Source organism: Citrobacter pasteurii, assembly GCF_019047765.1.
In the GTDB taxonomy this organism is placed as follows: domain Bacteria; phylum Pseudomonadota; class Gammaproteobacteria; order Enterobacterales; family Enterobacteriaceae; genus Citrobacter; species Citrobacter pasteurii.
In genome coordinates this window covers 812,997-833,799 of the sequence record NZ_CP077262.1, presented here as the reverse complement: position 1 = coordinate 833,799, position 20,803 = coordinate 812,997, and the positions used below count along the sequence as shown (strand labels likewise).

Here is a 20,803-nt window from a genome sequence, read left to right as displayed (position 1 = left end):
TTCAGAGCCTGGTTCTTAAGGATTAGCGTGTTAGATAGAATTAAAGTCTGCTTTACTGAAAGCATTCAAACGCAGATAGCTGCGGCTGAAGCACTTCCGGATGCGATCTCCCGTGCAGCCATGACGCTGGTTCAGTCCTTGCTCAATGGCAACAAAATTCTCTGTTGTGGTAATGGGACGTCCGCTGCCAACGCACAGCATTTTGCTGCCAGCATGATCAATCGTTTTGAAACAGAACGCCCAAGTTTACCTGCGATTGCACTAAATACTGATAATGTGGTCTTAACTGCGATTGCCAACGATCGCCTGCACGATGAAGTTTATGCAAAACAAGTCCGTGCGCTGGGACATGCAGGTGATGTTCTACTGGCAATCTCTACGCGTGGTAATAGCCGTGATATCGTAAAAGCCGTTGAAGCCGCCGTGACACGCGACATGACAATCGTCGCGCTGACCGGGTATGACGGAGGAGAGCTGGCCGGATTACTGGGGCCGCAGGATGTTGAAATCCGTATCCCCTCGCACCATAGCGCCCGCGTTCAGGAAATGCATATGCTAACGGTCAACTGCCTTTGCGATCTCATCGACAACACGCTTTTCCCTCACCAGGATGATTAAGGAGTACACATGAAGGCATTTTCGCCGCTTGCTGTGATTATCGCTGCACTGCTGCTGCAAGGCTGTGTCGCTGCTGCCGTTGTCGGAACTGCTGCTGTCGGCACCAAAGCCGCGACGGACCCTCGCAGTGTCGGCACCCAGGTAGATGATGGAACCCTGGAGTTACGTGTCAATACGGCGTTGTCGAAAGATGCCCAGATCAAGAAAGAAACGCGAATCAACGTCAGCGCGTATCAGGGTAAAGTGCTGCTGGTCGGTCAGTCGCCAAATAGCGAACTGTCTGCGCGGGCAAAACAAATTGCGATGGGCGTAGAAGGTACGACTGAGGTCTTTAATGAGATCCGTCAGGGCCAGCCAATCGGCCTGGGCGAGGCATCCAACGATACCTGGATCACCACCAAAGTACGTTCCCAGTTGCTGACCAGCGATCAGGTGAAATCCTCTAACGTGAAAGTCACGACCGAGAATGGAGAAGTCTTCCTGCTGGGTCTGGTGACCGAGCGCGAAGCGAAGGCGGCGGCGGACATCGCCAGCCGGGTAAGCGGCGTGAAACGCGTCACGACGGCCTTTACGTTTATTAAATAATATTGATACCGGATGGCGACGCATGAGCGTCTTATCCGGCCTACAGGACGTAATCGTTTGTAGGTCGGATAAGCGTCAGCGCCATCCGGCATTTTATTTCGCCCTTTCGCGCAGCTCGGAAGAGGTCAGTACCGTCACGCCCTCCGGTCCAGGCGCCAGCGCCTCTGCCAGCATAGCCCGCGCCACATCGCGCGCTTCAATCGACTTCCAGTTACCCGGCAGCAACCGAAATAATGGCGCTAAAAACATTTCATTCGCCCGCTGTTTATCCCGATCGCCCAGTAGCATAGAAGGCCGGGCAATCGTCAGCCGAGGCCAATTCTGCGCGATCAGCGCCTGCTCCATTTCACCTTTCACCCGGTTATAAAAAAACGGCGAATTGGCATTAGCGCCCATCGAACTCACCACCAGCATATGCTGTGCCCCCAGCCGACGCCCTGTCAGGGCCGTATCCACTACCAGCGTATAGTCAGCGTGGATAAATGCTTCTTTGCTGCCCGCTTCACGTCGGGTCGTTCCCAGACAACAAAAGACAATATCGACCGGATCGGTAACCTGTGCCAGAGCATCGGTTAGCTGCGGATCGTGGGGATTATAGATGCCAACCGTATCAGCCAGCGGTCGACGCGTCGGCGCCGTAATGGCATTGATCCGGGGTTCATTCAGTAGCATCCGCAATAAATGTCCACCCACCAGACCCGTTGCACCGGTTATTAACACCTGGCTCATCGTTTATTTTCCCCTGACGCTTCAATCACTCTTTTAACTATAGATCACGTAGCCAGTGCATCTTTTTACCGAAGCCCAGCGTATTGTCCGTGAATTTGACTTCATCCAGTCGAATCTCCCACACGGGCGCTGGCAACATTCTGGCGACAGGGAAACGGCGGTTGTAAGCGTTACGCGCGGCTTCACTCTCCTGCCCTTCAAGGCGGCGAATCTCCCCCTTAAACTGCACGCCACGAATCAGGGCGACCGTTTTGGGCTGACCATTTACCGTGCCGGCAATCGGCGCGCGCGGCCCCGACATCTGCGCATGGCGCGTTTTATCTTCGGTCAGCACATAGAATGCCATCTTCTGCGCATCAAACAGGTAAAACGCATTGGCGCACCACAATTCACCTTCATGATGAACGCACCAGGTCACGACGTGCTGCTTTGCCAGCCAGCGGGTCACCGCAGTCAGTGTTTCCATGTCTGTTCTCTTTTATACTGTAGGCCTGAAAATTATCACGTCGATGGTGACAATGACACCCTGGTATCTGTACCTGATCCGTACCGCGGACAACGCCTTATACACCGGTATAACCACCGATGTGCAGCGCCGCTATAAGCAGCATCAAAGTGGGAAAGGTGCGAAGGCGCTACGCGGAAAGGGGGAACTCACGTTGGCATTTACGGCGCAGATCGGCGATCGTTCGCTGGCTCTGCGCATAGAGTATCGCGTCAAACAGCTCACCAAGCGGCAGAAAGAGCGCCTTGTAGAAGGCGAAGGGTTTGAGGCGCTACTGAGCAGCCTGCAAACCCCGGAGCTTAAAAACGATTGAAGTGATCGTGGTATTCCACAAGACCCGTCACGCCTTCCAGCGCGTCATCCGCCAGGCGATGGACCTGGAACGCGCTTTCGGTGCCTGGCCAGCGGCAATGCAGATCGTGATGCGCAGCCAGCTCAAAGCCAAAACGGCTGTACAGAGCCGGATCGCCCAGCGTCACCACCGCGGCGTAGCCAAACTCGTTCAGGGAATCGAGCCCTTCATAGACCAGTTGACGCGCCAGACCCTGCCCACGGTAGTTTTCATCTACCGCCAGCGGCGCCATGCCGACCCATTGCAGATCTTCGCCCTGGACATCGACAGGACTGAACGCGACATAACCCACGACCTGACCTTCGTCATCGGTAGCAACCAGACCCAGCGTCAAGAACCCGTCTTCACGCAGGTCGTGTACTAGTTTAGCTTCCGCATCGCTTTCAAACGAACGGCGCAGCAGTGCATCAATACCAGGGGCATCAATGGGAATTTCAACTCGAATCAGCATGGCTCACCTACCGAAGTCTGTTTGGTTTCTGGCGTAGTTTTCATTCCCGCCTCAACAAAATCCGCCAACTGCATCAGCATGATGCGCAGCGCCTTAGGCATCTGCTCCAGTTCGATGGCGTCCATTAGATTTTTTACATACAGCCCTAATTCTGTATCACCTTCAATCACCAGGCGACGTTGGAAGAAAAGCGTATCCGGATCCTGCTTACGCGCCGCGATCATCAGAAGATCGCTGGCATCGGCGCTAAAACTGACATCCGCATCTGCATTCTGGCTGACGATCAGTTTATCGTTTTCAACAGAGGTATACCATTTAAGGCCAATGTCACGTACATGAATGCTCAGCCAGCGACCGTCGAGAAACTCCAGCTCCCCATCGGCCAGCGCCTGACTAAACTGCCAGCTCAGGACCTGTTCCAGAACCTGGCGCTTCAGCGCAAAGGGCGTCAGTTTAACCGGTACACTCATCAGAGAAGGACCAAAATGTACTAAGCGTGAACGCAGTTTATCCAACACGAGCTTTACTCCCTGTTTCAATAGTCCTGCTATTTTGCCATATCAAATAAACGACATAGCGGCATAAATCAACAATTCGCTACGAAATTGTTACCTCTTTATTGGTGTCATCAATACGACTTTAACTGCCTCAAATCAAAAATTGTCTCAGCAAGGTTAACTAAAATCCCTCTTCGTTAACATTTCTGCGCCCTACATGGCGCAACGTTCAGGATAAATTATGGAGCTGCTCTGCCCTGCCGGAAACCTCCCGGCGCTTAAGGCGGCCATCGAGAACGGCGCTGATGCTGTCTACATCGGGCTGAAAGATGATACCAACGCCCGTCATTTCGCCGGCCTTAATTTTACCGAGAAAAAATTGCAGGAAGCGGTGAATTTTGTCCATCAGCACCGCCGTAAGCTGCACATCGCAATTAACACCTTTGCGCATCCGGATGGTTACGCGCGCTGGCAACGTGCCGTAGATATGGCGGCGCAACTGGGTGCGGATGCGCTGATCCTCGCCGACCTCGCCATGCTTGAGTATGCCGCAGAGCGCTACCCGCATATTGAGCGCCATGTCTCTGTTCAGGCATCTGCAACCAATGAAGAGGCGATTAATTTCTACCATCGCAACTTTGACGTTGCCCGCGTGGTGCTGCCGCGCGTGCTGTCTATTCATCAGGTGAAGCAGCTTGCTCGCGTCACGCCAGTTCCCCTGGAAGTGTTCGCCTTTGGCAGCCTGTGCATTATGGCGGAAGGCCGTTGCTATCTTTCGTCCTATCTGACGGGCGAGTCTCCTAACACGGTGGGGGCCTGCTCCCCTGCTCGCTTTGTGCGCTGGCAACAGACCCCGCAGGGACTGGAGTCACGGTTAAACGAAGTCCTGATCGATCGCTATCAGGACGGAGAAAACGCCGGTTATCCGACGCTGTGTAAAGGCCGCTATCTGGTTGATGGCGAGCGCTACCATGCGCTGGAAGAACCCACCAGCCTGAATACGCTGGAGCTGCTACCAGAACTGCTGGCGGCCAATATTGCTTCGGTAAAAATCGAAGGGCGCCAGCGTAGCCCGGCCTATGTCAGCCAGGTAGCGAAAGTGTGGCGCCAGGCAATCGACCGCTGTATGGCCGACCCGCAAAACTACACCCCGCAGGACGCGTGGATGGAAACGCTCGGTTCAATGTCCGAAGGCACGCAAACCACGCTTGGCGCGTATCACCGTAAATGGCAGTGAGAGAAGCAATGAGATATTCCTTAGGGCCGGTGCTGTGGTACTGGCCGAAAGAAACGCTGGAAGATTTTTATCAGCAGGCCGCCGTAAGCCAGGCCGACGTTATCTATCTTGGCGAGGCGGTATGCAGTAAACGCCGCGCCACCAAAGTGGGTGACTGGCTGGATATGGCGAAATCACTCGCTGGCAGCGGTAAACAGGTGGTGCTGTCGACGCTGGCGCTGGTGCAAGCCTCCTCTGAGCTGGGAGAACTGAAGCGCTATGTTGAAAACGGCGACTTCCTGCTGGAAGCCAGCGATCTCGGCGTGGTAAACATGTGCGCCGAGCGTAAGCTGCCGTTTGTCGCCGGGCATGCGCTCAACTGCTACAACGCGGTAACCCTGCGTTTGCTGCTCAAGCATGGCATGACGCGCTGGTGTATGCCGGTAGAGCTGTCCCGCGACTGGCTGGTAAACCTGCTCAATCAGTGTGATGAGTTGGGTATTCGCAATCAGTTTGAAGTCGAGGTGCTGAGCTACGGGCATCTGCCACTGGCATACTCCGCCCGCTGCTTTACCGCACGCTCTGAAGATCGACCAAAAGACGAATGTGAAACCTGCTGTATCAAATACCCGAACGGGCGCGATGTGCTGTCGCAGGAGAATCAGCAGGTCTTTGTGCTCAACGGGATCCAGACCATGAGCGGCTATGTTTACAACCTCGGCAACGAGCTGACATCCATGCAGGGGCTGGTTGATATTGTGCGCCTTTCCCCGCTGGGGACAGAGACATTCGCCATGCTTGACGCCTTCCGTGCCAACGAGAATGGCAGTGCTCCATTACCGCTTGCCGCCCACAGTGACTGCAACGGCTACTGGAAGCGACTGGCTGGTCTGGAGCTGCAGGCCTAGCCGGATGGCGGCAAATTGCCTTATCCGGCCTACAAATAGCGATCCCGTAGGCCCGATAAGCGCAGCGCCATCGGGCATTGTTTTTGCCGTCAGTCTCATAAAGCTCACTTTGTTAACAACGGTAATCAAATTTTAATGCAGTATTAAAAGATTAACCGGTAACAAAGTGAGCCGTTATGACTGACAAAACTATTCCGTTCTCGGTGCTGGATCTGGCGCCGATCCCTGAAGGTTCTTCGGCAAAAGAGGCCTTCACGCACTCGCTTGATCTCGCCCGACTGGCCGAAAAGCGCGGCTACCACCGCTACTGGCTGGCAGAACATCACAACATGGTCGGTATCGCCAGCGCCGCAACTTCAGTGCTGATTGGCTATCTGGCTGCCAATACCACCACGCTGCATCTCGGTTCCGGTGGCGTTATGCTGCCCAACCATTCGCCGCTGGTAATCGCCGAGCAGTTCGGTACCCTGAATACGCTGTATCCGGGACGCATCGATCTTGGGCTTGGCCGCGCGCCGGGGAGCGATCAGCCAACGATGCGTGCGCTGCGCCGCCACATGAGCGGTGATATCGATAACTTCCCGCGCGACGTCGCTGAACTGGTGGACTGGTTCGACGCACGCGATCCTAACCCTCATGTGCGCCCGGTTCCCGGCTACGGCGAACAGATCCCGGTCTGGTTATTAGGCTCCAGCCTGTACAGCGCACAGCTGGCAGCCCAGCTTGGCCTGCCGTTTGCCTTCGCCTCACACTTTGCTCCGGATATGCTGCATCAGGCGCTGCACCTGTATCGCACCCAGTTCAAACCCTCAGCGCGGCTGGCAAAACCGTACGCGATGGTGTGCATCAACATCATTGCCGCCGACAGCAATCGCGATGCCGAATTTCTTTTCACCTCGATGCAGCAGGCGTTTGTGAAACTGCGTCGTGGCGAAACCGGCCAGCTACCACCGCCGGTAGAGAATATGCATCAGCTGTGCTCCGCTTCTGAGCAATACGGCGTACAACAGGCGCTGAGCATGTCGCTCGTCGGCGATAAGACGAAAGTCCGTCACGGCCTCGACGCTATTTTGCGCGAAACCCAGGCTGATGAAATTATGGTTAACGGCCAGATTTTCGATCATCAGGCACGACTACATTCGTTTGATTTGGCGATGGATGTGAAGCAGGCATTATTAGGGTAGTGCGATTTGTGCCGGATGGCGGCTACGCCTTATCCGGCCTACACGGTACTGTAGGCCCGGTAAGCGCAGCGCCACCGGGCAACGGTTTTACTGATAAACCGGTAACAGATTAAAGCTCGACAGAATATGGATAATCGCGTTGCCGATACCAAATACCAGGATCAGCGCAATCATCGGCTTGCCACCCCAGACGCGGAATTTCGGGCTACCGAAACGCTCGCGGGATTTACGCGCCAGCAGCGCCGGAACAATGGCGGCCCAGATGGTTGCCGCGAGTCCTGCATAACCAATGGCGTACAGGAAACCGTTCGGCCACAGCAAGCCACCCACAATTGGCGGGACAAACGTCAGCAATGCCGTTTTAAAACGCCCCATCGCCGAGTCATCAAAGCCAAACAGATCCGCCAGGTAGTCAAACAGACCGAGCGTGACGCCAAGGAATGAACTCGCCACCGCAAAGTTGGAGAACACCACTAACAGTAGATCCAGGCTGCGGCTGTTCAGTACGCCGCTCAGCGCCTGTACCAACACATCAATGTTGCCGCCCTGCTGCGCAATACCGATAAACTCCGGACGTGGAATGTTGCCCATCGTTCCCAGCAACCATACGGTATACAGCACCAGCGCCAGCAGCGTGCCATACACCAGACACTTAACAATGGTCTTCGGATCTTTGCCGTAGTACTTCATCAGGCTTGGGACATTACCGTGATAGCCGAATGAGGCCAGGCAAAACGGCAGCGTCATCAGCAGATACGGCGTATACGAAGCGTTGCTCTGCGCCACGTTAAACAGCGTCGTGGGCGTAACATGTCCCAGCAGACTGCCGAAGGTCAGGAAAAAGGTAATCACCTTCGCGCCCAGCACAATCGCCGTCATGCGGCTAACCGCTTTGGTGCTTAACCACACCACAAATGCCACCAGCAACGCAAAGCCAAGACCCGCCGCGCGCGCCGGAACATTCAGCGACATCTCGGAGAAGGTGTGATGCAGGATCGACCCGCTCGCTGAAATATACGCGTAGGTCAGAATATAGAGAACGAAGGCGATCGAGATACCGTTCACCACGTTCCAACCTTTGCCCAGCAGATCTTTCGTGATGGTGTCAAAGCTGGAACCAATGCGGTAATTGAGGTTAGCTTCGAGGATCATCAGCCCGGAATGCAGCATACAGAACCAGGTGAAGATCAGCGCCGCCATTGACCAGAAGAACCACGCCCCGGACATGACCACTGGCAGAGAAAACATCCCCGCGCCAATAATGGTGCCGCCGATAATCACCACACCGCCGAGCAGCGAAGGTGACGTTTGGGTGGTGGTTAGTGTTGCCATTTAGCCATCTCTCCAGTCATTTATATTGTGACTACATCTCAATGTGCTGCACTGTACCAGTACACGAGTACGAATGAAATAAAAAAAGCCCCGATTGTTGAGATCGGGGCTGTATATATTACTTTACGCAGTGAAACTTATGCGTCACCGCCGAAACGACGGCGACCAGCGGAGTCATCACGGCGCGGAGCAGAAGAATCGTCACGACGCGGACCACGGTTGCCTTCACGACGTTCGCCGCTGAAACGACGACCATCGCCACGACCGCCTTCACGACGCTCACCGCTGAAATTACGACCTTCGCCACGACCGCCTTCACGACGCTCGCCGCTGAAACGGCCACCGCCACGACGCTCACCACCGGTGTGCGGAACTGCATCGCCAACCAGCTGCATGTTCATCGGCTTGTTGAGGATGCGAGTACGGGTAAAGTGCTGCAGCACGTCGCCCGGCATACCTTTCGGCAGCTCGATGGTGGAGTGGGAAGCAAACAGCTTGATGTTACCGATGTAACGGCTGCTGATATCGCCTTCGTTAGCAATCGCGCCAACGATATGACGAACTTCAACACCGTCATCACGGCCCACTTCAATGCGGTACAGCTGCATATCGCCAACGTCACGACGTTCACGACGCGGACGGTCTTCACCACCACGGTCATTACGCGGGCCACGATCGTTGCGGTCACGCGGACCACGATCGTCACGGTCGCGGAATTCGCGTTTCGGACGCATCGGCGCATCTGGCGGCAGAATCAGCGGACGTTCGCCCTGAGCCATTTTCAGCAGTGCGGCTGCCAGAGTTTCGATATCCAGCTCTTCTTCCGGCTGCATTTTCGCCAGCAGAGCACGATACTGATCCAGATCGCTGCTTTCCAGCTGCTGCTGTACTTTCGCGGCGAATTTTTCCAGACGGCGTTTGCCCAGCAGGTCTGCGTTCGGCAGTTCTACTTCCGGAATCGTCAGTTTCATGGTGCGTTCGATGTTACGCAGCAGACGACGCTCGCGGTTCTCAACGAACAGCAGCGCGCGGCCAGCGCGACCCGCACGACCAGTACGGCCGATACGGTGAACGTAAGACTCGGAATCCATCGGGATGTCGTAGTTAACAACCAGGCTGATACGCTCAACGTCCAGGCCACGGGCCGCAACGTCGGTTGCAATCAGAATGTCCAGACGGCCATCTTTCAGACGCTCCAGAGTCTGCTCACGCAGGGACTGGTTCATGTCGCCGTTTAGTGCAGCGCTGCTATAACCGCTACGCTCCAGCGCTTCTGCCACTTCCAGGGTCGCATTTTTGGTACGAACGAAGATAATCGCCGCATCAAAATCTTCTGCTTCCAGGAAACGCACCAGCGCTTCATTTTTACGCATGCCCCAGACAGTCCAGTAGCTCTGGCTGATGTCAGGACGCGTGGTAACGCTGGACTGAATGCGTACTTCCTGCGGCTCTTTCATAAAGCGGCGGGTAATACGACGAATCGCTTCCGGCATAGTCGCGGAGAACAGAGCGGTCTGATGACCTTCCGGGATCTGCGCCATGATGGTTTCAACGTCTTCGATGAAGCCCATACGCAGCATTTCGTCTGCTTCGTCCAGTACCAGACCGCTCAGTTTAGAGAGATCCAGAGTCCCGCGCTTCAGGTGATCCAGCAGACGGCCCGGCGTACCGACGACGATCTGTGGTCCCTGACGCAGGGCACGTAATTGCACGTCATAACGCTGGCCGCCGTACAGGGCAACCACGTTCACGCCGCGCATGTGTTTAGAGAAATCCGTCATGGCTTCTGCAACCTGAACCGCCAGTTCGCGGGTCGGTGCCAGCACCAGAATCTGAGGTGCCTTCAGCTCAGGATCAAGATTGTTGAGCAGCGGTAAAGAGAACGCTGCAGTTTTGCCGCTACCTGTCTGGGCCATACCCAGAACATCGCGACCGCCCAGCAGATGCGGAATGCACTCTGCCTGGATTGGAGATGGTTTTTCGTAACCCAGATCGTTAAGGGCTTCAAGGATAGGAGCCTTCAGGCCCAGATCTGCAAAAGTGGTTTCGAATTCAGCCATGTAGTACGTGTGCCTCAAAATTAATGGCGGCCAGTCTACATAACTCATCATGAAATTGATCTGCAATTTTCATTGAAAAGTGTGAACCGGCTCAAAGTAGGTGTATTAACGAACAACAACGCCCTCACCCGTGAAGGTGATGGCAATCAAAAAAGATTACGGGCTGATGTGTACGTCAGCTATTGCTGGTCCGATTCTGCCAGGTCATCTTGGTCCTGGCCCAGGAGCGATAATTCCAACAATGCGTATCGGTGCTCAACAAAGTTATGAACGTTGTTAGCCACCGCCAGTTTGAACAATGCCGTAGCGTTGTCCAAATCCCCCAGACTTAGGTAGTACTTACCTAAATAGAAGTTGGTTTCACTGAGATGCTCAGCGAGCGAGGTGTTATCCGTTGCGTCCGCCTTCAGGCGTTCCATCAGCGTTGCTTCGCTAATGTTGCCCAGGTAGAACTCGACAATGTTCCATCCCCATTGCTCTTTATCCGATTTCTCAAAGCGTTGCTTTAACGCTTCTTTAGCCTGCTTCTCATCGAGCTTCTGCTCGGCGAGATAAAGCCACAGACTACGGAAAGGATCATTGGGATCGTCTTGATAAAACGCTAGCAGATCATCTTGCGCTAACTTGTCGCGACCGCCGTAATACAATGCGATACCGCGATTTAAGTGCGCGTAGTTGTAAGTTGGATCAAGCTCAAGTACAGAATCAAACGCTTCATAGGCAGCATCAAAATTGCCTGCCTGCGTTAAATATATACCTAAGTAATTGAATACTTCAGGCATATCTGGTCGGATTGCCAGCGCTTGTGAAAAATCATTTCGCGCCAGTGCCCTCAGACCGAGACTATCATACAACACTCCGCGCTCATATAAAAGCTGTGCGCGTTCGTCATCGGTTAAAGCCCGACTGGCAAGAATTTGTTCCATACGTGCCAGAATCACTTCCTGCTGCAAAGTCGGTTGCAATGGTACTGCGAGGACTTCACTTTTACGCCAGGTGGAATTACTGCATCCAGCCAGCGTGAGTGCTGTCGCAACGAAACACCAGCGCAAAAAAGGCTTCATTTCCCACTCCCGAAGACAACGATTGAATGAACGTCCAGGTTCCCCGGTTGCTAACAAGGCGTCCTGCCGGGTTAAACGCCCTCCGCTTTCACGGAGGGCAATGGCAACCTTACTCGCCCTGTTGGCTTACCGGAGCTTCCGGTTCGCCTGCAGGTTGAGACTGCTCAGTTGCTTCTTTAATGCTCAGACGTACACGGCCCTGGCGATCAACTTCCAGAACTTTGACCGGTACTTCCTGACCCATCTGCAGGTAATCGGTCACTTTCTCAACGCGCTTATCAGCGATCTGAGAGATGTGCACCAGACCTTCTTTACCGCCACCGATGGCAACGAATGCGCCAAAGTCAACGATACGGGTCACTTTACCATTGTAGATACGGCCTACTTCGATCTCTGCGGTGATCTCTTCGATACGACGGATAGCATATTTCGCTTTTTCGCCGTCGGTCGCAGCAATCTTCACGGTACCATCATCTTCGATTTCAATGGTGGTGCCGGTTTCTTCGGTCAGAGCACGGATAACAGAACCGCCTTTACCGATAACGTCTTTGATCTTGTCCGGGCTGATCTTGATGGTGTGGATACGCGGAGCAAATTCAGAGATATCGCCACGCGGTGCGTTGATCGCTTGTTCCATCACACCCAGGATGTGCAGACGCGCACCTTTAGCCTGGTTCAGAGCAACCTGCATGATCTCTTTGGTGATACCTTCAATTTTGATATCCATCTGCAGTGCAGAGATACCGTCGCGGGAACCCGCCACTTTGAAGTCCATATCGCCCAGGTGGTCTTCGTCGCCCAGGATGTCAGACAGCACAACATAGTTGTCGCCTTCTTTCACCAGACCCATCGCGATACCCGCAACGGCGGCTTTGATCGGCACGCCTGCGTCCATCAGCGCCAGGGAAGCGCCACATACGGAAGCCATGGAAGAAGAACCGTTAGATTCGGTGATTTCAGAAACCACGCGCACGGTGTACGGGAATTTATCCAGTTCCGGCATCACGGCCAGTACGCCACGTTTCGCCAGACGACCGTGACCAATCTCACGACGCTTCGGAGAACCGACCATACCGGTTTCACCTACGCAGTACGGAGGGAAGTTGTAGTGGAACAGGAAGTTGTCAGTACGTTCGCCCATCAGTTCGTCGAGGTTCTGCGCATCACGGGTGGTGCCCAGGGTCGCGGTAACCAGCGCCTGAGTTTCGCCACGGGTGAACAGTGCGGAACCGTGGGTACGCGGCAGAACGCCAGTACGCACGTCCAGACCACGGATCATGTCTTTTTCACGGCCATCGATGCGCGGCTCGCCTGCCAGTACGCGGCTGCGAACAACGTTTTTCTCGATAGCGTGCAGGATTTCACCCAGTTCGTTAGCGTCCAGGGTTTCGTCTTCAGCCACCAGAGTCGCGATGGTTTCAGATTTGATCACGTCAACCTGAGCGTAACGCTCTTGTTTGTCGGTGATGCGGTAAGCATCGCTCAGGCGAGCTTCTGCCAGTGCGGCAACGCGCGCGTTCAGCGCTTCGTTGACGGCTTCTGGCTGCCAGTCCCAACGCGGTTTGCCAGCTTCTTTCGCCAGCTCGTTGATCGCCTGAATAACAACCTGCTGCTGTTCGTGACCGAATACTACAGCGCCCAGCATCTGGTCTTCGCTCAGCAGTTCAGCTTCAGATTCAACCATCAGTACGGCTGCTTCTGTACCGGCAACCACCAGGTCCAGTTTGCTTTCTTTCAGTTCGTCCTGAGTCGGGTTCAGTACGTACTGGTCATTGATGTAACCAACACGTGCAGCACCGATCGGGCCGTTGAATGGGATGCCAGACAGCGTCAGCGCAGCAGATGCACCAATCATGGCCACGATGTCCGGGTTAACCTGCGGGTTAACGGAAACAACGGTGGCGATAACCTGAACTTCGTTAACGAAGCCTTCCGGGAACAGCGGACGAACCGGGCGGTCAATCAGACGCGCAATCAGGGTTTCGCCTTCGCTCGGACGGCCTTCACGACGGAAGAAGCTACCCGGGATACGGCCAGCAGCGTAGGTACGCTCCTGATAGTTAACGGTCAGCGGGAAGAAATCCTGGCCTGGTTTCGCTTTTTTCTGGCCAACAACGGTAACGAATACCGCAGTGTCATCCATGCTAACCATAACAGCGGCAGTCGCCTGACGCGCCATCATGCCGGTTTCCAGCGTAACGGTATGCTGACCGTACTGGAATTTACGAACGATCGGATTAAGCAAAATAATATCCTTTCTCTATTTTTTGACGGCACATTTTTGCGCCATCGTTAATACCCGATCTTCTGCGCATCCTCGCGACTAATGACAACCCTAACCCATAAGCATGAGTAAAGCCTCTCATTAGCCGCGCGAACCTCTGCAACGGAAGATCATTCATAGCAACAATACATTAGTTTCCAGCGAATTGCTGCCATCTGCTGGAAAAAAGGGGCCATGAAGGCCCCCTCTTTCTGAAACTCGAAAGAATTAGCGACGCAGACCCAGACGCTCGATCAGCGCGGTGTAACGTGCAACATCTTTACGTTTCAGGTAGTCGAGCAGTTTACGACGCTGAGAAACCATGCGCAGCAGACCACGACGGCTGTGGTGATCTTTTTTGTGCTCTGCAAAGTGGCCCTGCAGGTGGTTAATCTGTGCAGTCAACAGAGCAACCTGAACATCGGTAGAACCGGTGTCGTTTGCATCACGACCAAACTCAGAAACGATTTTTGCGGTAGCTTCAGTACTTAGAGACATTGTAAAACTCCAAAGTGTTAAGAATGAAAGGATGCCGATCTCTAATTCAGCTATCCCAGTGTATACACTTTATCCTTCAAACTGACTCTGCGTTGGCTGCGTCCGCTCACCTCAGTCACTTACCTAAGTAAGCCCCTGAGGATTCTCAGACTTGCCGCCTTGATGCAGCTCGAATGATTTTGTGTATACGCCACGCAGATTGTTAAACAATTCACGCGACGTTAAGCGGCAGTATTCTACTCGCAGCGCCCTTTTATCGCAAGACAGAGAGCGCTATGCAGGATACTCAACCACCAGGCGGCGGGGAGCAACACGACCTTCATCGTCCATTTCCCCCATGCCGATAAACTTGCCTTCATCACCTTCCGTCACGCGCACCAGTCCTTCCAGCGGCGCACCTGACGTCCGTACCGGATTACCATTTTTAAAGTAAACCGACGATGTTAAAGGTAAATTAACCACCGGATAGTCCGATGCCGGACTGTCCATTGGCATCAGCAAAGGATCAAGCAACTGCGCCGCCGGAATATTTTGCTGTTCGGCCTGTTCAACCAGTTCACGCAGATGTTCCAGCGTCACCATTCGATCCACCGGATACTTGCTGACCGTCAGACGACGCAGATACGTTACGTGTGCGCCGCAGCCCAGCTTCTCACCCAGATCGTCAACGATGGTGCGAATATAGGTGCCTTTAGAACAGTGAACTTCCAGCTCCAGCTCGTTACCTTCGTGGCGAATAAACAGCAGCTCATAGACGGTAATCGGACGCGCTTCACGCGGCACTTCAATGCCCTGACGCGCATATTCGTACAGCTTCTTACCCTGATACTTCAGCGCTGAATACATCGACGGGATCTGCTCGATATCGCCGCGGAAAGTCTCCAGCGCGCTTGCAAGCTGCTCAGCGATGAAGGTTACCGGACGTTCCTGCACGATTTGCCCATCGGCATCAGAGGTATCCGTACGTTGTCCCAGACGGGCAACCACACGATAGCGTTTATCAGAATCCAGCAAATACTGTGAAAACTTCGTCGCTTCACCAAGGCAGATAGGCAGCATGCCTGTCGCCAGCGGATCCAGCGCGCCGGTATGTCCCGCGCGGTTGGCATTGTAGATGCGCTTTACTTTTTGCAGTACGTCATTGCTGGACATGCCCTGCGGCTTATCCAGCAGCAGGACACCGTGAATATCGCGACCACGACGACGAGGACGACTCATCAGTCCTCCTTGCTGTCGTCCGCTGGGTTCACACGACGCTCATCGTCATGTTTCACCACGCTGGTCACCAGGTTGGACATGCGCATCCCTTCTACCAACGAGTTGTCGTAAAAGAAGGTCAACTCAGGCACGATACGCAGACGCATGGCTTTACCCAGCAGAGAGCGGATAAAACCAGAGGCTTCCTGCAGTGCCTTAATGCCGTTTTTCACGGCAGCTTCGTCCTGGTCGTTAAGGAAAGTCACGAACACTTTGGCATACGCCAGATCACGGGACATCTCAACGCCAGACACGGTAGTCATCATGCCCACGCGTGGGTCTTTGATTTCGCGTTGCAGGATGAGTGCGATTTCTTTCTGCATCTCCTGCGCGACGCGCTGCGGGCGACCAAATTCTTTCGCCATAATAAATTCTCCAGAATAAAGACAAAAAAGGGGCAATAAGCCCCTTTTTAAATTTCTTGCCGGGTGGCGCTTTAAAGCCTGATGGCGCTACGCTTATCAGGCCTACAACCCGGCTAACAATCCTAACGTAGGCCCGGTAAACGAAGTGCCACCGGGCATTACGAAGATTAAGCGATGGTACGTTTGATCTCGATGATCTCGAACACTTCGATCATATCGCCAACGCGAACGTCGTTGTAGTTCTTCACGCCGATACCACATTCCATACCGTTACGGACTTCGTTGACGTCATCTTTGAAGCGGCGCAGGGATTCCAGCTCGCCTTCATAGATAACCACGTTGTCGCGCAGTACGCGGATTGGGTTGTGACGTTTAATCGTGCCTTCGGTAACCATACAGCCTGCGATAGCGCCGAATTTCGGTGATTTGAACACATCACGAACTTCAGCCAGACCAATGATCTGCTGTTTCAGTTCCGGAGACAGCATGCCGCTCATCGCTGCTTTCACTTCGTCGATCAGATGATAGATGACGGAGTAGTAACGCAGATCCAGGCTTTCTGATTCGATAACTTTACGTGCAGAGGCATCAGCACGTACGTTGAAGCCAACCAGAATCGCGTTGGATGCCGCAGCCAGGGTCGCGTCGGTTTCGGTGATACCACCTACGCCAGAACCGATGATCTTCACTTTTACTTCGTCGGTAGACAGTTTCAGTAAAGAGTCGGAAATCGCTTCTACAGAACCCTGAACGTCGGCCTTCAGGACGATGTTCACTTCGTGAACTTCGCCTTCGGTCATGTTAGCGAACATGTTCTCGAGTTTAGATTTCTGCTGACGAGCCAGTTTAACTTCACGGAATTTGCCCTGACGGTACAGTGCAACTTCACGGGCTTTCTTCTCGTCACGAACAACGGTAACTTCGTCACCCGCAGCCGGAACACCGGACAGACCGAGGATTTCCACCGGAATGGACGGACCCGCTTCCAGTACTTCCTGACCCAGTTCGTTACGCATCGCACGAACGCGACCGTATTCGAAGCCACAGAGTACGATGTCGCCTTTGTGCAGCGTACCTTCACGCACCAGGACGGTAGCAACCGGGCCACGACCTTTATCCAGGAAGGATTCGATAACCGCGCCGCTCGCCATGCCTTTACGCACAGCTTTCAGTTCCAGTACTTCGGCCTGCAGCAGGATAGCATCCAGCAGCTCGTCGATACCGGTACCCGCTTTCGCAGAAACGTGAACGAACTGGCTCTCGCCGCCCCACTCTTCCGGCATGATGCCGTACTGGGACAGTTCGTTTTTAACGCGATCCGGATCCGCTTCCGGCTTATCGATTTTGTTGACTGCAACTACGACCGGCACGCCTGCCGCTTTCGCGTGCTGGATTGCTTCGATAGTCTGCGGCATCACGCCGTCATCTGCAGCAACAACCAGAACAACGATATCCGTTGCCTGAGCGCCACGAGCACGCATGGAGGTAAACGCGGCGTGACCCGGGGTATCCAGGAAGGTGATCATACCGTTGTCAGTTTCAACGTGGTACGCACCGATGTGCTGAGTAATGCCGCCTGCTTCGCCAGAGGCCACTTTCGTAGAACGAATGTAGTCCAGCAGAGACGTTTTACCGTGGTCAACGTGACCCATGATGGTCACGACCGGTGCACGCGGTTCAGCCGCAGCGCCAGTGTCACGGTCGCTCATTACTGCTTCTTCCAGCTCGTTTTCACGACGCAGGATAACTTTGTGGCCCATCTCTTCGGCAACCAGCTGTGCGGTTTCCTGGTCGATGACCTGGTTGATGGTCGCCATTGCGCCCAGTTTCATCATCGCTTTGATGACCTGAGAGCCTTTAACTGCCATCTTGTTCGCCAGATCGCCAACGGTGATGGTTTCGCCGATCACAACGTCACGGTTAACGGCCTGAGCTGGCTTCTGGAAGCCCTGCTGCAGAGCGGAACCTTTACGCTGCTTACCGCCTTTACCGCCGCGAACCGCTGCACGTGCTTCTTCACGGTCAGCTTTAGATTCAGCGTGTTTGTTGCCTTTCTTCGCCGGACGCGCTGCTTTCGTGCTGCGAGTACGACCACGGCCGCCTTCGACTTCACGATCGTTCTCGTCTTCAGCCTGGCGAGCGTGCTGGGAAGTGGTGACGTGATAATCGCTGGTATCTTCAACAGGTTCAGCGTTATTCACACCATTTTTCTCGTTTTCTTCCGCCATACGGCGAGCTTCTTCCGCTACGCGGCGCGCTTCTTCTTCAAGCTTGCGACGTGCTTCTTCTTCCGCTTTACGCTTCAGTTCTGCGGCTTCATTTTCACGGCGGGCTTTTTCGGCCTGGGCGGTTTTAGTCATATCGTCGGTCTGTTGATTGCTCACTTTGTCTTTTTCCGCAGCTTCACGTTTCGCTTTATCAGCGGCTTCACGCTTAGCTTGTTCTGCGGCCTCACGTTCGGCTTTTTGTTGCGCCTCGCGTTTGGCAGCTTCTTCTGCCTCACGACGGGCTTGCTCTTCCGCTTCACGCTGCGCCTGCTCTTCCGCGGCCAGGCGTTCAGCCTCTTGCGGATCGCGTTTCACAAAGGTGCGTGTCTTGCGGACTTCGATTTGTACCGATTTGCTTTTTCCACCGGTACCTGGAATATTGAGAGTACTGCGCGTTTTACGCTGCAATGTCAACTTATCCGGCGCTGAGCCGTTTTCACGGTTCAAGTGCGCCAGTAAGGTTTGTTTCTCTTGTGCGGACACAGAGTCGTCAGCAGACTTCGGGATACCGGCATCAGCAAATTGCTGTACCAGGCGATCCACGGAGGTCTGTATCTCTGCAGCCAGCGTTTTTACGGTTACATCTGTCATACTGTTCCTTCCTGCTACAGTTTATTACGCTTCGTCGCCGAACCAGCAAATATTACGGGCAGCCATAATCAGCTCACCGGCTTTTTCGTCGGTCAACCCTTCGATATCAGCCAGATCATCAATGCCCTGTTCAGCGAGATCTTCCAGCGTACAAACACCACGGGCCGCCAGTTTGAAGGCCATCTCACGATCCAATCCTTCCAGATTCAGCAGATCGTCAGCCGGTTTGTTATCACCGAGACTTTCTTCCTGGGCCAGTGCCAGAGTGGTCAGTGCGTTTTTAGCACGCTCGCGCAGCGCTTCAACGGTCTGTTCATCCAGGCCGTCAATTTCCAGCAGTTCTTTCATTGGCACATAGGCCAGTTCTTCCAGCGTCGCAAAACCTTCTTCCACCAGAACTGTCGCGAAATCTTCATCGATATCGAGATATTTGGTGAAGGTATCAATGGCTGCATGTGCTTCAGCCTGATGCTTCGCTTGCAGGTCATCAACGGTCATCACGTTGAGTTCCCAACCGCTCAGTTGTGAAGCCAGGCGGACGTTCTGACCATTACGTCCAATCGCCTGCGCCAGGTTACCGGCTTCAACCGCGATATCCATGGTGTGTTTGTCTTCATCCACCACGATAGAAGCGACGTCTGCTGGCGCCATTGCGTTAATCACGAACTGCGCCGGGTTATCATCCCACAGGACAATATCAATACGCTCGCCGCCCAGTTCGGTAGAAACCGCCTGAACGCGCGCACCGCGCATACCAACACAGGCACCGACCGGATCGATACGCTTGTCGTTGGTCTTAACGGCAATTTTCGCACGAGAACCCGGATCGCGAGCCGCCGCCTTAATTTCAATCACTTCTTCGCCAATTTCTGGCACTTCAATGCGGAACAGTTCAATCAGCATTTCCGGCTTGGAACGCGTCACAAACAGCTGCGCACCACGCGCTTCCGGGCGCACAGAGTACAAAACACCACGAATACGGTCACCAGGACGGAAGTTTTCACGCGGCAGCATATCTTCACGCATGATCACGGCTTCAGCATTACTGCCCAGATCCAGAGAAATGTTGTCACGGTTGACTTTCTTCACCACGCCAGTAACGATTTCGCCTTCGTGTTCACGGAATTGATCGACAACCATCGCACGTTCAGCTTCACGTACTTTCTGTACGATAACCTGTTTCGCGGTCTGAGTAGTGATACGGTCAAAGGTGACAGATTCGATCTGATCTTCAACATATTCGCCCACGTTCAGACTTTCGTCTTCAAAGCGCGCCGCTTCCAGCGTAATTTCTTTAGTTGGCTGAGTGACTTCTTCTACGATAACCCAACGACGGAAGGTATCGAAATCACCGCTTTTACGATCGATCTCCACGCGGACATCGATCTCTTGTTCATATTTTTTCTTTGTTGCTGTCGCCAGCGCACTTTCCAGCGCTTCAAAAATTTTCTCGCGTGGCAGCGCTTTCTCGTTGGATACGGCTTCAACAACAGCCAAAATTTCTTTGTTCATCGCGGGCTTTTCACCTCAATCCAGACTGTTAAAAGTGGGGAACCAGGTTCGCCTTCTGGATATTACTCAGCGCGAACACTTCATCTTTACCTTCGACTGTGACCGTGATCATCTCACCGTCCACCGCTTTGATAACGCCCTGCCATTTACGACGGTTTTGTACCGCCATACGAAGAACCAGCGTGACTTCTTCACCCAGGAAACGCACGTAGTGTTCAGCCGTGAACAGAGGACGGTCGAGACCCGGAGAGGAGACTTCCAGGTTGTAGGCAACAGTGATTGGGTCTTCGACATCCATCACCGCGCTTACCTGATGGCTCACATCAGCACAATCATCAACATTGATGCCATCTTCACTATCAATATAGATGCGCAGTGTGGATGTGCGACCGCGAATAAATTCGATGCCGACCAGTTCGTAGCCCAGAGCTTCAACTGGTGCTGTAATCATCTCTGTTAATTTTTGCTCTAATGTGGACAAGCCCACCCCCAAGACATAAAAAAAGGGCCTAAAGCCCAGTTATTCTGTAGTCAGATAACAAAAAACCC

General features: G+C 53.8%; 21 protein-coding genes. 6 read left to right on the top strand and 15 right to left on the bottom strand.

Translation table 11 applies throughout. The features are described 5' to 3' along the window. Window positions 1-27: 27 nt before the first annotated feature. A complete protein-coding gene (diaA, locus tag I6L54_RS04120) occupies window positions 28-618 on the top strand; it encodes a DnaA initiator-associating protein DiaA (protein WP_003024948.1) in 591 nt (196 codons plus the stop codon). Window positions 619-627: 9 nt separating this feature from the next. Continuing rightward, window positions 628-1,203 carry a division/outer membrane stress-associated lipid-binding lipoprotein gene (gene dolP, locus I6L54_RS04115; RefSeq protein ID WP_005131783.1) on the top strand — a complete coding sequence of 192 codons (576 nt, stop codon included), beginning with the start codon at window positions 628-630 and terminating at the stop codon, window positions 1,201-1,203. Between the two features lie 93 nt (window positions 1,204-1,296). Here dolP and I6L54_RS04110 read toward each other — a convergent pair whose 3' ends face one another. Both I6L54_RS04110 and I6L54_RS04105 read right to left on the bottom strand, forming a co-directional pair. Further along, on the bottom strand, window positions 1,297-1,932 hold the full coding sequence (locus I6L54_RS04110; protein WP_040234117.1) for an NAD(P)H-binding protein: 636 nt from the start codon (window positions 1,930-1,932) through the stop codon (window positions 1,297-1,299). A 37-nt stretch (window positions 1,933-1,969) separates the two neighbouring features. After that, the gene (locus tag I6L54_RS04105) at window positions 1,970-2,398 is read right to left on the bottom strand and encodes a YhbP family protein (RefSeq protein WP_005131790.1); all 429 of its coding nucleotides are present in this window, start codon (window positions 2,396-2,398) and stop codon (window positions 1,970-1,972) included. A gap of 52 nt (window positions 2,399-2,450) precedes the next feature. Between I6L54_RS04105 and I6L54_RS04100 the strand changes: the two genes are divergently transcribed. Then, entirely contained in the window at window positions 2,451-2,750 is a 300-nt protein-coding gene (locus I6L54_RS04100; protein ID WP_005131792.1) for a GIY-YIG nuclease family protein, read from the top strand. Here the strand turns inward: I6L54_RS04100 and I6L54_RS04095 are convergent. Together I6L54_RS04095 and ubiT are read right to left on the bottom strand one after the other, a co-directional pair. Continuing rightward, window positions 2,737-3,240, bottom strand: a complete 504-nt coding sequence (locus tag I6L54_RS04095; protein WP_003844854.1) for a GNAT family N-acetyltransferase — start codon at window positions 3,238-3,240, stop codon at window positions 2,737-2,739. The genes I6L54_RS04100 and I6L54_RS04095 overlap by 14 nt on opposite strands. Then, on the bottom strand, window positions 3,234-3,758 hold the full coding sequence (gene ubiT, locus I6L54_RS04090) for a ubiquinone anaerobic biosynthesis accessory factor UbiT (protein WP_005131796.1): 525 nt from the start codon (window positions 3,756-3,758) through the stop codon (window positions 3,234-3,236). The genes I6L54_RS04095 and ubiT overlap by 7 nt, the downstream gene beginning before the upstream one ends. Window positions 3,759-3,978: 220 nt before the next feature. Here ubiT and ubiU point away from each other — a divergent pair, with 220 nt between their 5' ends. From ubiU to I6L54_RS04075, 3 genes are all read left to right on the top strand, one after another. Further along, the gene (ubiU, locus tag I6L54_RS04085) at window positions 3,979-4,974 is read left to right on the top strand and encodes a ubiquinone anaerobic biosynthesis protein UbiU (protein WP_005131798.1); all 996 of its coding nucleotides are present in this window, start codon (window positions 3,979-3,981) and stop codon (window positions 4,972-4,974) included. Between the two features lie 8 nt (window positions 4,975-4,982). Then, window positions 4,983-5,861, top strand: coding sequence for a U32 family peptidase (locus I6L54_RS04080; RefSeq protein WP_137378482.1), 879 nt, complete (start codon window positions 4,983-4,985; stop codon window positions 5,859-5,861). Window positions 5,862-6,037: 176 nt separating this feature from the next. Beyond that, on the top strand, window positions 6,038-7,045 hold the full coding sequence (locus I6L54_RS04075) for a luciferase-like monooxygenase (RefSeq protein ID WP_040234119.1): 1,008 nt from the start codon (window positions 6,038-6,040) through the stop codon (window positions 7,043-7,045). Between the two features lie 87 nt (window positions 7,046-7,132). Here the strand turns inward: I6L54_RS04075 and mtr are convergent, their stop codons facing one another. The 11 genes from mtr to rimP all read right to left on the bottom strand — a co-directional run bounded on the left by mtr (window position 7,133) and on the right by rimP (window position 20,735). Beyond that, window positions 7,133-8,377: a tryptophan permease gene (gene mtr / locus I6L54_RS04070; RefSeq protein WP_005131807.1), complete on the bottom strand. Its 1,245-nt coding sequence runs from the start codon at window positions 8,375-8,377 to the stop codon at window positions 7,133-7,135. 137 nt (window positions 8,378-8,514) lie between these two features. Continuing rightward, the gene (gene deaD / locus I6L54_RS04065) at window positions 8,515-10,437 is read right to left on the bottom strand and encodes an ATP-dependent RNA helicase DeaD (RefSeq protein WP_005131809.1); all 1,923 of its coding nucleotides are present in this window, start codon (window positions 10,435-10,437) and stop codon (window positions 8,515-8,517) included. Beyond that, a complete protein-coding gene (gene yrbN / locus I6L54_RS04060) occupies window positions 10,430-10,510 on the bottom strand; it encodes a protein YrbN (RefSeq protein WP_010723222.1) in 81 nt (26 codons plus the stop codon). The genes deaD and yrbN overlap by 8 nt, the downstream gene beginning before the upstream one ends. Window positions 10,511-10,616: 106 nt before the next feature. Continuing rightward, the gene (nlpI, locus tag I6L54_RS04055; RefSeq protein WP_040234121.1) at window positions 10,617-11,501 is read right to left on the bottom strand and encodes a lipoprotein NlpI; all 885 of its coding nucleotides are present in this window, start codon (window positions 11,499-11,501) and stop codon (window positions 10,617-10,619) included. A gap of 109 nt (window positions 11,502-11,610) precedes the next feature. Beyond that, complete coding sequence (pnp, locus tag I6L54_RS04050) at window positions 11,611-13,746, bottom strand: polyribonucleotide nucleotidyltransferase (protein ID WP_005131812.1); 2,136 nt, start codon at window positions 13,744-13,746, stop codon at window positions 11,611-11,613. Between the two features lie 246 nt (window positions 13,747-13,992). Next, on the bottom strand, window positions 13,993-14,262 hold the full coding sequence (gene rpsO, locus I6L54_RS04045; RefSeq protein WP_000059465.1) for a 30S ribosomal protein S15: 270 nt from the start codon (window positions 14,260-14,262) through the stop codon (window positions 13,993-13,995). Between the two features lie 273 nt (window positions 14,263-14,535). Then, the gene (gene truB, locus I6L54_RS04040; RefSeq protein WP_040234124.1) at window positions 14,536-15,480 is read right to left on the bottom strand and encodes a tRNA pseudouridine(55) synthase TruB; all 945 of its coding nucleotides are present in this window, start codon (window positions 15,478-15,480) and stop codon (window positions 14,536-14,538) included. Continuing rightward, window positions 15,480-15,884: a 30S ribosome-binding factor RbfA gene (gene rbfA, locus I6L54_RS04035; protein WP_003024988.1), complete on the bottom strand. Its 405-nt coding sequence runs from the start codon at window positions 15,882-15,884 to the stop codon at window positions 15,480-15,482. The genes truB and rbfA overlap by 1 nt, the downstream gene beginning before the upstream one ends. 167 nt (window positions 15,885-16,051) lie before the next feature. Continuing rightward, complete coding sequence (infB, locus tag I6L54_RS04030; protein WP_040234125.1) at window positions 16,052-18,742, bottom strand: translation initiation factor IF-2; 2,691 nt, start codon at window positions 18,740-18,742, stop codon at window positions 16,052-16,054. 24 nt (window positions 18,743-18,766) lie between these two features. After that, window positions 18,767-20,254: a transcription termination factor NusA gene (nusA, locus tag I6L54_RS04025; protein ID WP_005131833.1), complete on the bottom strand. Its 1,488-nt coding sequence runs from the start codon at window positions 20,252-20,254 to the stop codon at window positions 18,767-18,769. Window positions 20,255-20,282: 28 nt separating this feature from the next. Next, window positions 20,283-20,735, bottom strand: a complete 453-nt coding sequence (gene rimP, locus I6L54_RS04020; protein WP_003024996.1) for a ribosome maturation factor RimP — start codon at window positions 20,733-20,735, stop codon at window positions 20,283-20,285. Window positions 20,736-20,803: the final 68 nt, after the last annotated feature.

Bases quoted from the DNA above. Each gene is read 5' to 3' on its own strand.
- dolP (WP_005131783.1), top strand. From the start codon at position 628: ATGAAGGCATTTTCGCCGCTTGCTGTGATTATCGCTGCACTGCTGCTG.
- I6L54_RS04110 (WP_040234117.1), bottom strand. From the start codon at position 1,932: ATGAGCCAGGTGTTAATAACCGGTGCAACGGGTCTGGTGGGTGGACAT.
- I6L54_RS04105 (WP_005131790.1), bottom strand. From the start codon at position 2,398: ATGGAAACACTGACTGCGGTGACCCGCTGGCTGGCAAAGCAGCACGTC.
- I6L54_RS04100 (WP_005131792.1), top strand. From the start codon at position 2,451: ATGACACCCTGGTATCTGTACCTGATCCGTACCGCGGACAACGCCTTA.
- I6L54_RS04095 (WP_003844854.1), bottom strand. From the start codon at position 3,240: ATGCTGATTCGAGTTGAAATTCCCATTGATGCCCCTGGTATTGATGCA.
- ubiU (WP_005131798.1), top strand. From the start codon at position 3,979: ATGGAGCTGCTCTGCCCTGCCGGAAACCTCCCGGCGCTTAAGGCGGCC.
- I6L54_RS04080 (WP_137378482.1), top strand. From the start codon at position 4,983: ATGAGATATTCCTTAGGGCCGGTGCTGTGGTACTGGCCGAAAGAAACG.
- I6L54_RS04075 (WP_040234119.1), top strand. From the start codon at position 6,038: ATGACTGACAAAACTATTCCGTTCTCGGTGCTGGATCTGGCGCCGATC.
- mtr (WP_005131807.1), bottom strand. From the start codon at position 8,377: ATGGCAACACTAACCACCACCCAAACGTCACCTTCGCTGCTCGGCGGT.
- deaD (WP_005131809.1), bottom strand. From the start codon at position 10,437: ATGGCTGAATTCGAAACCACTTTTGCAGATCTGGGCCTGAAGGCTCCT.
- yrbN (WP_010723222.1), bottom strand. From the start codon at position 10,510: ATGAAAATTGCAGATCAATTTCATGATGAGTTATGTAGACTGGCCGCC.
- nlpI (WP_040234121.1), bottom strand. From the start codon at position 11,501: ATGAAGCCTTTTTTGCGCTGGTGTTTCGTTGCGACAGCACTCACGCTG.
- rpsO (WP_000059465.1), bottom strand. From the start codon at position 14,262: ATGTCTCTAAGTACTGAAGCTACCGCAAAAATCGTTTCTGAGTTTGGT.
- truB (WP_040234124.1), bottom strand. From the start codon at position 15,480: ATGAGTCGTCCTCGTCGTCGTGGTCGCGATATTCACGGTGTCCTGCTG.
- rbfA (WP_003024988.1), bottom strand. From the start codon at position 15,884: ATGGCGAAAGAATTTGGTCGCCCGCAGCGCGTCGCGCAGGAGATGCAG.
- infB (WP_040234125.1), bottom strand. From the start codon at position 18,742: ATGACAGATGTAACCGTAAAAACGCTGGCTGCAGAGATACAGACCTCC.
- nusA (WP_005131833.1), bottom strand. From the start codon at position 20,254: ATGAACAAAGAAATTTTGGCTGTTGTTGAAGCCGTATCCAACGAGAAA.